At 67.2% G+C, this 12349-nt stretch carries 14 protein-coding genes; 13 read left to right on the forward strand and 1 reads right to left on the reverse strand.

The features are described 5' to 3' along the window. The first annotated feature begins 25 nt into the window (after positions 1 to 25). Complete coding sequence (locus IE224_RS14680; protein ID WP_191311395.1) at positions 26 to 619, forward strand: F0F1 ATP synthase subunit B'; 594 nt, start codon at positions 26 to 28, stop codon at positions 617 to 619. Then, entirely contained in the window at positions 616 to 1179 is a 564-nt protein-coding gene (locus tag IE224_RS14685) for a F0F1 ATP synthase subunit B (protein WP_167621734.1), read from the forward strand. Before IE224_RS14680 ends, IE224_RS14685 begins: the two co-directional genes overlap by 4 nt. Before the next feature lie 99 nt (positions 1180 to 1278). On the opposite strand, the gene IE224_RS14690 is transcribed toward IE224_RS14685, so the two are convergent. Then, positions 1279 to 1944 carry a YiaD family glycine zipper/OmpA-like lipoprotein gene (locus tag IE224_RS14690; protein ID WP_167621735.1) on the reverse strand — a complete coding sequence of 222 codons (666 nt, stop codon included), beginning with the start codon at positions 1942 to 1944 and terminating at the stop codon, positions 1279 to 1281. A gap of 194 nt (positions 1945 to 2138) precedes the next feature. Between IE224_RS14690 and nth the strand changes: the two genes are divergently transcribed. The 11 genes from nth (at position 2139) to IE224_RS14745 (ending at position 12306) form a co-directional block, all read left to right on the forward strand. Continuing rightward, complete coding sequence (gene nth, locus IE224_RS14695) at positions 2139 to 2801, forward strand: endonuclease III (protein WP_191311397.1); 663 nt, start codon at positions 2139 to 2141, stop codon at positions 2799 to 2801. Further along, positions 2798 to 3811, forward strand: coding sequence for an adenosine kinase (locus tag IE224_RS14700; RefSeq protein WP_191311399.1), 1014 nt, complete (start codon positions 2798 to 2800; stop codon positions 3809 to 3811). Before nth ends, IE224_RS14700 begins: the two co-directional genes overlap by 4 nt. 164 nt (positions 3812 to 3975) lie before the next feature. Further along, complete coding sequence (gene fabF, locus IE224_RS14705; protein ID WP_191311401.1) at positions 3976 to 5238, forward strand: beta-ketoacyl-ACP synthase II; 1263 nt, start codon at positions 3976 to 3978, stop codon at positions 5236 to 5238. Then, complete coding sequence (gene mltG / locus IE224_RS14710) at positions 5235 to 6419, forward strand: endolytic transglycosylase MltG (RefSeq protein WP_167621739.1); 1185 nt, start codon at positions 5235 to 5237, stop codon at positions 6417 to 6419. Before fabF ends, mltG begins: the two co-directional genes overlap by 4 nt. A 119-nt stretch (positions 6420 to 6538) precedes the next feature. Then, positions 6539 to 6982, forward strand: coding sequence for a hypothetical protein (locus IE224_RS14715; protein WP_167621740.1), 444 nt, complete (start codon positions 6539 to 6541; stop codon positions 6980 to 6982). Positions 6983 to 7263: 281 nt separating this feature from the next. Continuing rightward, positions 7264 to 7683: a permease gene (locus tag IE224_RS14720; protein ID WP_191311403.1), complete on the forward strand. Its 420-nt coding sequence runs from the start codon at positions 7264 to 7266 to the stop codon at positions 7681 to 7683. Further along, positions 7634 to 8974: a DNA-packaging protein gene (locus IE224_RS14725; RefSeq protein WP_191311405.1), complete on the forward strand. Its 1341-nt coding sequence runs from the start codon at positions 7634 to 7636 to the stop codon at positions 8972 to 8974. Before IE224_RS14720 ends, IE224_RS14725 begins: the two co-directional genes overlap by 50 nt. Positions 8975 to 9078: 104 nt before the next feature. After that, positions 9079 to 10260, forward strand: a complete 1182-nt coding sequence (locus IE224_RS14730) for a phage portal protein (RefSeq protein ID WP_191311479.1) — start codon at positions 9079 to 9081, stop codon at positions 10258 to 10260. A gap of 4 nt (positions 10261 to 10264) precedes the next feature. Next, complete coding sequence (locus tag IE224_RS14735) at positions 10265 to 10498, forward strand: GTA head formation protein, RCAP_rcc01685 family (RefSeq protein ID WP_167621743.1); 234 nt, start codon at positions 10265 to 10267, stop codon at positions 10496 to 10498. 3 nt (positions 10499 to 10501) lie between these two features. Further along, a complete protein-coding gene (locus tag IE224_RS14740) occupies positions 10502 to 11029 on the forward strand; it encodes an HK97 family phage prohead protease (protein WP_191311407.1) in 528 nt (175 codons plus the stop codon). A 113-nt stretch (positions 11030 to 11142) separates the two neighbouring features. After that, positions 11143 to 12306, forward strand: coding sequence for a phage major capsid protein (locus IE224_RS14745; RefSeq protein WP_191311409.1), 1164 nt, complete (start codon positions 11143 to 11145; stop codon positions 12304 to 12306). Positions 12307 to 12349: the final 43 nt, after the last annotated feature.

Consider the following 12349-nt stretch of genomic DNA (forward strand, 5'->3'; position numbering starts at 1 on the left):
ACCTGACAAGGCCAAGGGGTAGGACATGATCAGCCTGTTGCAAGAGGCCGTCACCATCGCGGCCGACGAACATACCGAAAGCGTGGCAAGTTCCGTCGCGCATGGCGAGGTCGAGACGGCGACGGGCCTGCCCCAGCTGGACGTCACGACTTTCGCGAACCAGATTTTCTGGCTCATCATCACCTTGCTGGTGCTGTATTGGGTCGTGGCCAAGATCGCCCTTCCGCGCATCGGCTCGGTCCTGTCGGACCGCCAGGGCGCGATGACGGGCGACCTGATGGCCGCCGAGGAATTCAAGCTGAAGGCCAAGGAGGCCGAGGCTGCCTATGACAAGGCCCTGGCGGATGCCCGGTCCGAGGCGAGCAAGATCGTCGCGGCGAACCGCGCCGAGATCCAGAAGGAACTGGACGCGGCCATCGCCCATGCCGATGCCGAGATCGCGGCGCGCACCGCCGAATCGGAAAAGCGCATCCGCGAGATCCGCGATTCAGCCGACGCCAACGCCCGTGAGGTCGCCCGCGACGTCACGGCCGAACTGGTCCGCAGCTTTGGCGGGACCGTCGATCAGGCTGCGGTCGATCAGGCCGTGGACAGCCGCATGAAAGGGGCCTTGCAATGAAACGTCTTGCCGTCATTGCTGCGGCCGCCGCCCTGGCTGCCGGTCCTGCCGCCGCCGCCACGGGGTCGTTCTTTTCGCTTCGGAACACGAACTTCATCGTTCTGATCGCGTTCCTGGTCTTTGTCGGCGTCCTGGTCTACTTCAAGGTTCCGGCCAAGATCGGCGCCCTGCTGGACCAGCGGGCCGCGGGCATCCGCCGCGACCTGGACGAGGCCAAGCGCCTGCGCGAGGAAGCGCAGGAGATCTATGCCAGCTATGAACGCCGTCAGCGCGACGTGGCGACCCAGGCTGACCAGATCGTCGCCAATGCCAAGCGCGAGGCCGAAGCCCAAGCGGCAAAATCCAAGGCCGACCTGAAGTCGTCGATCGAGCGTCGCCTGAAGGCCGCCGAGGACCAGATCGCCAGTGCCGAAAACGACGCGGTGCGGGCCGTCCGCGACCGCGCGGTGCAGGCGGCCGTCGCCGCGGCATCCGCGCTGCTGGCGCAGCAGGTGGGTGCGGGTCAGCGTTCCGCCGGGATCGACGAAGCCATCGACGAAGTGGCGCGCCGGTTGAACTGACAAGGGCGCGTCTTCAAGGACGCGGCCACATCATCGGACAGTGATAGAAAAGCCCCCGTCGCGTGAAGCGGCGGGGGTTTTTCCTTGGCGTCGGGCGGTTCAGTTGGTCGGGCGGATCAGGATCTCGACCCGGCGGTTCTGCGCGCGGCCGGCGGCGGTGTCGTTCGAGGCAACCGGCTGGTTGAAGCCCGCGCCCGTCGCGACCAAGCGCGAGGACGAGACGCCGGCGGCAGACAGGATGCCCGCGACCGACTGCGCGCGGCGCTGCGACAGGTCCATGTTCAATGCGGCGCTGCCAGTGTTGTCGGTATGGCCCACGACCTCGACCCGGCTGTTCGGATACTGGTTCAGGTTGCGCGCGACCGCGTAAAGGTCGTTCTGCGCGGCGCCCGAGACGGCAGCCGAGCCGGTGGCGAAGAGGATCCCCTCGGGCATCACGACCTGCAGGTAGGAGCCGCGGTTGATGACCTGGATGTTCGGGTTAGACAGCGACTGCTGCAGCGCCTGGGCCTGGCGGTCCAGGATATTGCCCGCGACGGCGCCCGCCGCCGCGCCCAGGATCGCGCCGCGTGCGGCGTCCCGGCCTTCGTTGTTGCTGTCGCTGTCGCGCGTCGCGCCCAAGACGGCGCCCACGGCAGCGCCTGCAAGCGCGCCCTGCTGGGTGCGGCTCATGCCGGAACCCATGCCGGTGCCGTCGGTGGGCGCGCAGGCGCCGAGGGCGACAAGGCCCGACACGGCAAGAATGGTGGTGACGCGAAGGTTCATGGGTTTCCCTTTCCTGGTCTTGCGACATTGATATCGCGGCAGATTCTCGGTTGCCGCTCAACGCGCCGAAGCTGGCCCAGTTCCGCCGGAAAGGAAAGTCACGGCTGCGTGGAAGCTGCTGGACCGGCGGGACAATCGCCTTGCATTGCAGCGGGCTTGCATTGGCGGGCGGGCGCAGTCAAAAGCGGGGCGTCATGGTCCAGCCCCGCCGTCTTGCCCAGCCCTTGCCCTTTGCCCAGCAGGTCGCGATCTTCTCGCGCCTGGCAAGCGCCAATCCGCAGCCGGTGACCGAGCTGGAGTTTTCCAATCCCTTCACGCTGGTCGTGGCCGTCGCCCTGTCGGCGCAGGCGACCGATGTGGGGGTGAACAAGGCCACGCGCGGGCTGTTCGCCATCGCCGACACGCCGGAGAAGATGCTGGATCTGGGCCTTGAGGGCGTGACCGAGCATATCAAGACCATCGGGTTGTTCCGCCAGAAGGCCAAGAACGTCATCGCCCTGTCGCGCATCCTGGTCGAGGAATTCGGCGGCGAGGTGCCCGACAGCCGCGCGGCCCTGATGCGACTGCCAGGCGTGGGTCGCAAGACCGCGAATGTGGTGCTGAACAGCGCCTTCGGCCATCCGGCGCAGGCGGTCGATACCCATATCTTCCGCGTCGGCAACCGCACCCGCATCGCGCCCGGCCGCGACGTGGACGAGGTCGAGCGCGCCATCGAGGACAACGTGCCCGCCCGGTTCCAGGACAACGCCCATCACTGGCTGATCCTGCACGGCCGATACATCTGCCAGGCCCGCCGCCCGCGCTGCGCGGTCTGCCCCATCTACGACCTGTGCCCATACGAGGAGAAGACCGCATGACCACCCCCTATGTGATCGGCATCGGAAATGCGGTGATGGACGTGATCTCGCCGGTGGCCGAGGACCGGCTGGCGGCGCTTGGCGTGCAGAAGGGGATCATGCAGCTGATCGAGCGCGAGCGGTCGGAATACCTGATGGCCGCGCAGGCGGACGATCACGGGCCGGGGCGCGCGCAGTCGAAGCTGGTGCCGGGCGGGTCGGTCGCGAACACGCTGGCGGGCATCGGGATGCTTGGGCTGCGCACGGCCTTCATCGGGCGGGTGGCGAATGACGCGCTGGGCCTGTCCTATGCCGAGCAGACCGAGGCGGCGGGGACGGTCTTCGTCAATCCGCCGGTCGTGGGGGACCAGTTGCCGACGTCCCGCAGCATCATCCTGGTGACGCCCGACGGCGAGCGGTCGATGAACACCTATCTGGGGATCTCGGCCGAACTTGGGCCGGAGGACGTGAACCCGTCGGTTTTCCAGGGTGCGGGCTGGCTGTTCCTGGAAGGATACCTGTTCGACAAGCCCAAGGGGAAAGAGGCTTTCCTGAAGGCCGCGAAATCCTGCCACGAGGCGGGCGGGCAGGCGGGTATCGCATTGTCGGACCCGTTCTGCGTGGACCGTCACCGCGAGGATTTCCGGCGGCTTGTGGCAGGGCCGATGGATTACGTGATCGGGAACGTCCACGAATGGACTTCGCTTTATCAGGTCACGGATCTGGAGGAGGCCTTGCGGCTGGCCCAGGCCGACTGCGGCACGGTGATCTGCACGCGGTCGGGCGAGGATGCGATCCTTAGCCGCAACGGGGAACGTGTGACGGCGCCCGTCCACCGCCTTGTGCCCGTCGACGCGACGGGCGCGGGGGACCAGTTCGCGGCGGGGCTGTTGTATGGCCTTGCCGTTGGGGCGCCGCTGGCGGTGGCGGGCCGGATGGGCTGCATCGCGGCGGCCGAGGTGATCGGCCATGTCGGCCCGCGCCCCGAGCGTGACCTGCGGGCGGATTTCCGGGCCGAGGGGCTGATCTGAGGCTTTGCGTCCCGCGGCGGCCGGGGGACTTCACGTCCCCCGGACCCCCTGTGGGATATGTGGCCCAGGATGAATGGCGCCGGTGTGAAAGCCCCGGCGTTGCGCGGATCTGCTGGCGCGTGTATCAGGGCCGCAACGAATTTGCAGCTTGAAGGACATTGCGGATGCGCAGGGTTGTAGTCACCGGAATGGGCATGGTCACGCCGCTGGCCTGCGGTGTCGAGGCGACGTGGGAGCGTTTGCTGGCCGGGCAGTCCGGCGCCGGGCGGATCACGCGGTTCGATCCAAAGGATGTCGTGACGAAATATGCCTGCGAGATCCCCTTCGGCGACGGCAGCGACGGAACGTTCAACCCCGATGACTGGATGGAGCCGAAGGATCGGCGCAAGGTCGATGACTTCATCCTGTATGGCATGGCCGCAGCCGAGCAGGCGGTGAAGGATTCCGGCTGGGAGCCGCAGACCGAGGAGGATCGCGAACGGACCGGCGTCATGATCGGGTCGGGGATCGGCGGGCTGACCTCGATCGCGGAAACGGCGGTGCTGATCAAGGAACGCGGGCCGAAGCGGGTGTCGCCCTTCTTCATTCCCGGCGCGCTGATCAACCTGGTGTCCGGGCAGGTGTCCATCCGCTTTGGCTACAAGGGGCCGAACCATGCGGTGGTGACGGCCTGTTCCACGGGCGCGCATGCGATCGGCGATGCGGCGCGGCTGATCATGCTGGGTGATGCGGACGTGATGGTCGCGGGCGGCGCGGAAAGCCCCATCAGCGAGATCGGGATCGCGGGCTTCAACGCCTGCAAGGCCCTGTCCACCAAGCGCGACAACGACCCGCAATCGGCCAGCCGCCCTTACGACATCGACCGCGACGGCTTTGTCATGGGCGAGGGCGCGGGTTGCCTGGTGCTGGAGGAATACGAGCACGCAAAGGCGCGGGGTGCGAAGATCTATGCCGAAGTGCTGGGATATGGCCTGTCGGGCGACGCGTATCACATCACGGCGCCCAGCGAGGATGGCGACGGCGGCTTCCGGGCGATGCGGAACGCGCTGAAGAATGCCGGGCTTGAGGCGTCGGACATCGACTATATCAACGCGCACGGCACCAGCACGATGGCCGACACGATCGAACTGGGCGCGGTCGAACGCCTGCTGGGCGATCACGCGCCGAATGCGGTGATGTCATCGACGAAATCCAGCATCGGGCATCTGCTGGGAGCCGCCGGCGCGGTCGAGGCGATCTTCTGCGTGCTGGCGATCCGCGACGGCATCTGCCCGCCAACCATCAACCTGGACAATCCGGCGGTCCAGCCGAGGCTTGACCTGGCGGCCAATGCAGCCGTTCGGCGCAAGGTGGATGTGGCCTTGTCCAACAGCTTCGGCTTTGGCGGCACCAATGCCAGCCTTGTGCTGCGGGCGGTCAAGGAATGATCTGGCGCAACATCGCCTCGAACTTCCTGACGCTGCTGATCGTGCTTTTGATCGCGGCGGCGGCCGCGGTGGCCTGGGGCAAGCACCAGTTCACCGGGCCGGGGCCAAGTGCGGTGGCGCAATGCGTGCAGGTGACGCCGGGCGCTAGCCTGAACGCCGTCAGCCAGCAGCTGGCCGAGCAGGGGGCGATCAGCAATTCCTATGTCTTCCGCGCAGGCGCCGATTACATGGACAAAGCGCGCGACCTGAAGTTCGGCAGCTATCTGGTGCCGCCGGGCGCCAGCATGGAGGAGATCGTCGGCGTCATCACGGCGGGCGGGCCTTCCACCTGCGGGACCGAGGTGATCGTGCGCGTGGGCGTGCGGGAAAACACCGTGCTGCTGCGCGACATGAACCCCGATACCGGCGCCTTCGAGGAGATGGCGCGCTTCAACCCCGCCACCGAAACCGCCCCCGAGGCAATCATCGCCGCTGTCGACAAGCCCGGTGCGCGGCTGCGCGTCGCGATGGCCGAGGGGGTGACAAGCTGGCAGGTGGTCGAGGCGCTTAAGGCCGCGACCTTCATGACCGGTGAGGTCGAGGAAGTGCCCGCCGAGGGCAGCCTGGCCCCCGACACCTATGAGGTCGAGAAGGGCGCCAGCCGCAGCGCGCTGCTGGCCGAGATGGCGCAGCGGCAATCCGCGATCCTTGCCGCCGAATGGGAGGCGCGGCCCTTCGGCCTGCCCTATGAGACGCCCGAGGAGGCGCTGATCATGGCCTCGATCGTCGAGAAGGAGACGGGCGTGGCGGATGAGCGTCCGCAGGTCGCCAGCGTCTTCGTCAACCGGCTGGAACAGGGGATGCGGCTGGAAACCGACCCGACGGTGATCTATGGCATCACCAATGGCGAAGGGGTGCTGGACCGGGGGCTGCGGCGGTCGGAACTGGCCGCGACGACGCCCTATAACACCTATCGCGTCGACGGGCTGCCGCCCACGCCGATTGCCAATCCGGGCCGGGCCGCGATCAGGGCGGCGCTGAACCCGGACACGACCGATTACCTGTTCTTCGTGGCGGACGGGACGGGCGGGCACACCTTCTCTCGGACCCTGGCCGAGCATAATGCGGCCGTGGCCCGCTGGCGCGAGATCGAGCGCCAGCAGGGCGGCGACGTGACCAGCCCGGTCCAGGGCGACGGCTGAGTCGCAAGCCGTTCAAAGGGTTTGACAAAGCCCGTCCCCTTGCGCAGGCTGATCGCAAGGGGCGGGCTTTTTCCATGGCGTGATCCCGCGCCGGCCGTCGCCTTTCAGGAGATTGTGCCATGAAACTGTCCGACATGTTCTCGACCCTGGCGGAGAATGCCCGCACCTATGAAAAGCGCGTGGCGGAATGGCAGGACGAAATGACCTCGCGCAATGACGAGATGATGAACAGCGCCCGCAAGTGGCAGGAAACGGCCATGCAGCGCCAGGACGAGATGAACCGGCAGATGCGCGGCTACTTCGAGGAAGCGGGCGAGAATGTCCGCAACCAGTGGCAGGCGATGCAATCCGCTTGGGAAGACCAGTTCCAGAAGATGCGCGAAAAGGGCGAGGAGATGCGCGCCGCTGCGATGAAATCGGGCAACCTGCCGGAATGGGCCGAGGCCTATGCCGCGCAGATGGTGGGCTTTGCCCAGAAGATGCAGGACGAGGCCGCCAATGCCATCGCCGCCGCCACGGAAGCCCGGGGCAAGAGCAAGGGAAAAGGCAGCCGCGACGCCTGAGAGGCGAATCCTGTTGCATCGATCCCGCCCCTTCGTTGGGCCAGACGACGGGGCCTGATGTCGAGGTGTTGCAGGGGGTGTTGCATCGGTCAACCCTTTGTTCGGGATCGTTAAACGTCCCTGTTGCGTGCGCCCTTGGGTTTAGCGATTGACTTACCGAACGCCCTGAAGTAGAACATTTACATGCTGGGAAAAGTGGGCAAGCGGCCGGGGGGCGACCTCTAGGGCCGCTTTTTCAGTTTTCGGCTCGTGCGGACAGGACACGAGGCGGGACAGTTTGCATGAACGATATGGAATGGCGCGGGATCGCTGATCCCGAAGGACCGTTCGCGGCCGGGGAAGCCCTGCCGCGGGGGGGCGTGAAGCCGGTTGCGAGTGCGGAGGCAGCGATGGATCCACATGAGGCCATCGCCGTCGCTGAAGGGTTGTTCTGGTCCTATGTCAAGGATCTCAAGCGTCACGAGGCCGCATTGGAGGCCCGGCAGAGCGGGGCCGTGGACCCGGCCGAGCTGAAGGAAGCCATGCAAACCGCGAAGGTCGTCCGCGAGGCGGTCGGCCTTCTGATGGCGGAAAGGAACAGGGTTGACAAGTTACGCAAGGATATCGCCGGAGGGGTCGGGGGCGGAAGCCTCGACCTTGGCCAGGCACGAGATGAGATCGGGCGCCGCCTGGCTTGCCTCCGCCGCGCCGGAGGACGTTGACGCATTCCTGGGCGGGCTGTCGGAGAACGCACTGATGGCGCTGCCCTGGCTGTTCGAGTTCTGGGCCCTGCCGCACCAGTTGCCCCCCGAGGGTGACTGGAAGACCTGGGTGATCATGGGCGGGCGCGGCGCGGGCAAGACCCGCGCCGGGTCCGAATGGGTGCGGCGGATGGTCGAGGGGCCGACCGCCGCCGCACCGGGGAAATGCCATCGCGTGGCGCTGGTGGGCGAAACCTTTGACCAGGTGCGCGAGGTGATGGTGTTCGGCGAAAGCGGGATCCTTGCCTGTTCGCCCCCCGACCGGCGGCCTGTCTGGGAAGCCGGGCGCAGGCGGCTGGTCTGGGCCAATGGCGCGACCGCCACGGTTTATTCCGCGCATGAGCCCGAGGCGCTGCGCGGGCCGCAGTTCGACGCGGCCTGGGCGGACGAGCTTGCCAAGTGGAAGAAGTCCGAGGATGTCTGGGACATGCTGCAATTCGCGCTGCGGCTCGGCGAGCATCCCCAGCAGGTCGTGACCACCACCCCGCGAAATGTGGGCGTGCTGAAGCGGATCCTGGGTAACGCCTCGACGGTCACGACCCATGCGCCCACGGATGCGAACCGCGCCTATCTGGCGGAGAGCTTTCTGGCCGAGGTGGCGTCACGCTATGGCGGGACGCGGCTGGGGCGGCAGGAGCTGGACGGGGTGCTGCTGGACGATGTCGAGGGCGCGCTGTGGACCACGGCGATGCTGGAAGGCGCCCGGATGGAACGCGCGCCGAAGCTGTCGCGCGTGGTCGTGGCGGTCGATCCGGCGGTGACGGCGGGCAAGGCCAGCGACGAATGCGGGATCGTGGTCGCGGGTGTCGTGGCCGAGGGCGAGCCGGGAAGCTGGACCGCCTATGTGCTGGAGGATGCCACGGTGAAGGGCGGGCCGCTGGATTGGGCGCGGGCCGCCATTGCCGCGATGGACCGCCACGGCGCCGAGCGACTGGTGGCCGAGGTGAACCAGGGCGGCGACCTGGTGGAAAGCGTGATCCGGCAGGTGGATCCCTTGGTCCCGTTCCGTGCCTTGAGGGCGGGCCGGGGCAAGGGGCTGCGGGCCGAGCCTGTGGCAGCGCTGTACGAGCAGGGGCGGGTCAAGCACCTGCGCGGGCTGGGCGCGCTGGAGGATCAGATGTGCCAGATGACGGTGCGCGGCTTTGAGGGGCGCGGGTCGCCTGACCGGCTGGATGCGTTGGTCTGGGCGATCCACGAATTGATGATCGAGCCGGGGGCAAGCTGGCGGCGGCCGCAGATGCGGCGGCTGTGAGGCAAGGCTGGGGGCTTCGCGCCCCCAGACCCCTGCGGGATATTTGGACCAAGATGAAAGGGCCGCCGTCTGGCGGCCCTTTTTCGTTGGCAAGGAGGCAAATGATGGCGTTTCGATTGTTTTCGCGGGAGGAGAAGCAGGCCCCCGCGCCGGAAAGAAAGGCCAGTGCGACGGGCCGGGTCGTGGCCTTTGCCAGCGGCGGCAGGACCGTCTGGTCGTCGCGGGACACGGCCAGCCTGACGCGCGGGGGCTTTGTCGGCAATCCGGTAGGCTTTCGCTGCGTCAAGCTGATCGCCGAGGCGGCGGCGGCGGTGCCTTTGGTCTGCGAGGATCGCGAGCGGCGCTATGACGTGCATCCGGTGCTGGATCTGCTGCGGCGACCCAATCCGGGGCAGGGCCGGGCGGAGCTGTTCGAGGCGTTGTTCGGGCAGATGCTGCTGTCGGGCAACGGCTATGTCGAGGCTGCGGGACTTGGGGCGCAAGGTCTGCCCGAGGAACTGCACGTCCTGCGGTCGGACCGGATGAGCATCGTTCCCGGCGCGGATGGTTGGCCCGTGGCCTATGACTATTCGGTCGGAGGGCGCAAGCATCGCTTTGACATGACCGGAAGTCCCGATCCGATCTGCCACATCAAGTCCTTCCACCCTCAGGATGACCATTACGGTCTGTCGCCCATGCAGGCGGCGGCGGTGGCGCTGGATGTGCATAACAGCGCGTCGGCCTGGTCCAAGGCGCTGCTGGACAACGCGGCGCGGCCTTCCGGGGCCATTGTCTACAAGGGCGTGGACGGGCAGGGCGTCCTGTCGCCCGAGCAATACGACCGGCTGGTGGGTGAAATCGAGATGAACCACCAGGGCGCGCGCAACGCGGGCCGCCCGATGCTGCTGGAAGGCGGGCTCGACTGGAAGCCGATGGGGTTCAGCCCCAGCGACATGGAGTTTCACGAGACCAAGCTGTCGGCGGCGCGAGAGATCGCCTTGGCCTTCGGCGTGCCGCCGATGCTGCTGGGGATCCCCGGCGACGCGACCTATGCCAATTATGCCGAAGCGCACCGGGCGTTCTATCGGTTGACGGTGTTGCCGCTGGCCACGCGGGTCGCGGCTTCTGTTGCCTGGTGGCTGTCCGAGCATCTGGGCGCCGAGGTCGATCTGCGCCCCGACCCCGACCGCATCCCGGCGCTTGCCGAGGAACGCGACCAGCAATGGAAGCGGATCGGCGAGGCGCTGTTCCTGACGGATGCGGAAAAGCGGGCGCTTCTGGGCCTGCCGCCCCTGGCCGGGGCGTGACCCTATGGAAGGGTCGCGTTTCGTCAAGGACGGCTTTGGCTGGCATGACCAGCGGTTCGAGGTCCAGGAGCGGATCATGGCGCTGCAGTTCGGCACCATGGAGAAGCGGCTGGAGCGGATCGAGGCGCTGATCGAGGGGCTGGAGCGGCGGCTGTGGATGACCGTCTATGGCGTCGTCGCGGTGATCCTGACGCAGGCGGTGCAGGGCATTCTGGAATTTGCGCCCAAAGGAGGCTGATGGATGGTTCCGGGACTTGAGGTGAAATTCGCGGGCGGTGCGCCCGTGCTGTCGGACGGGCAGGTGATCGAAGGCTATGCCAGCCTGTTTGGCCTGACCGATCAGGGCGGCGACGCGGTGGCGCCCGGGGCGTTCCAGGCGTCGCTGGCGCGGCTGGCGGCCAAGGGCGACAAGGTGCGGATGTTATGGCAGCACGACCCCGCCAAGCCCATTGGCGTCTGGGACGAGATCCGCGAAGACGAGAAGGGCCTGTGGGTCAAGGGCAGGCTTCTGCCCGAGGTGGCCCAGGCCCGCGAAGCCGCGGCACTGATCCAGGCGGGGGCCATCGACGGGTTGTCGATCGGCTATCGCACGATCCGCGCGGAACGTGACAAGCAAGGTCGCCGGGTGCTGGCCGAGGTCGAGTTGTGGGAGGTGTCCCTGGTCACCTTCCCGATGCTGCCCGAGGCCAAGGTCGGTTGCAAGGAGGCAGACGACCTACGCGAGGTGGCGGCGCTGTTCACGGCGGCAGCGGAAGCCTTGCGGAATTGAGATCGGCGGGTGCGTGCAGGCACGCATCCCAGGGTTTGGACTGCCAAGGCGGTCCGAAGGCAGGGGCGGCCAGAACGGGCGGCGACCCCGATCATCGTGATGAGGAGAAGATCATGACCGAGGTGAAAGCCGCGGAGGGTGGCGGCACGGCTGCCGACCTGAAGGGGGCCATTCTTGGGTTCGTCAGCGAACTCAAAGGCTTTCGTGACGACATTCAGAAGAAATTCACTGCACAGGAAGAGCGCATGAACATGCTTGATCGCAAGACCGCCATCCGTGGCCGCACCCCTCTGTCCGCCACCGCCGAGGTCGAGGTGCCCCACCAGAAGGCGTTCAACGCCTATCTTCGCAGCGGCGACGATGACGGCCTGCGCGGCCTTGTCATCGAGGAGAAGGGCCTGACGGTTGCCAGCGACGGCGGCTTCCTGGCGGCGCCGCAGGTTGCGGAAACGGTGCAGAACGTGCTGCGGTCGGGCGCGTCGCTGCGCAAGCTGGCAAACGTGGTGACGATCGAATCCGCCAGCTATGAGGTGCTGGTCGAGAAGGGCGAGACCGCCGCAGGCTGGGCCACCGAAACCGGTGCGCCCGAGACGGCGTCCGGCCAGATCGAGCGCATCTCGATCCCGCTGCACGAGCTTTCGGCCATGCCCAAGGCCAGCCAGCGTCTGCTGGACGACGCGGCATTCGATGTCGAGGCCTGGCTGGCCGAGCGTATCGCCGACAAGTTCGCCCGGTCCGAAGCCGCGGCCTTCATCACCGGCGACGGCGTGGCCAAGCCCAAGGGGATCATGGCCTATCCGACCGCGCCCAACGCCTCGGCAGGAGATGGCAAGATCGGCGTGATCGAGACCGGCACGATGGGCGGGTTCGACACGGGGGCCCCTGCGGATGCGCTGATCGACCTGATCTATGCCCTGGGGGCCGAATATCGGGTCAATGCCAGCTTCGTCATGAACTCGAAGACCGCCGCCGCCATCCGCAAGATGAAGGATGCCGACGGGCGCTTCCTGTGGACCGATGCGCTTGCCGCAGGGCAGACCCCGCAGCTGCTGGGCTATCCTGTCCTGATCAGCGAAGACATGCCCGACATCGGGACGGACGCCAAGGCCGTCGCCTTTGGCGACTTCCGCGCCGCCTATACGATTGTCGAACGTCCCGACCTGCGCGTCCTGCGTGACCCGTTCAGCGCCAAGCCGCATGTGCTGTTCTACGCGACCAAGCGCGTCGGCGGCGGCGTGACGGATTTCCGCGCCATCAAGCTGCTGCAGTTCGCCTGATCCCGGATCGCGGGACCAGGTGAGGGAAAGACCGCGCGCGGGT

Source organism: Paracoccus aerius, from assembly GCF_014656455.1.
GTDB lineage: Bacteria > Pseudomonadota > Alphaproteobacteria > Rhodobacterales > Rhodobacteraceae > Paracoccus > Paracoccus aerius.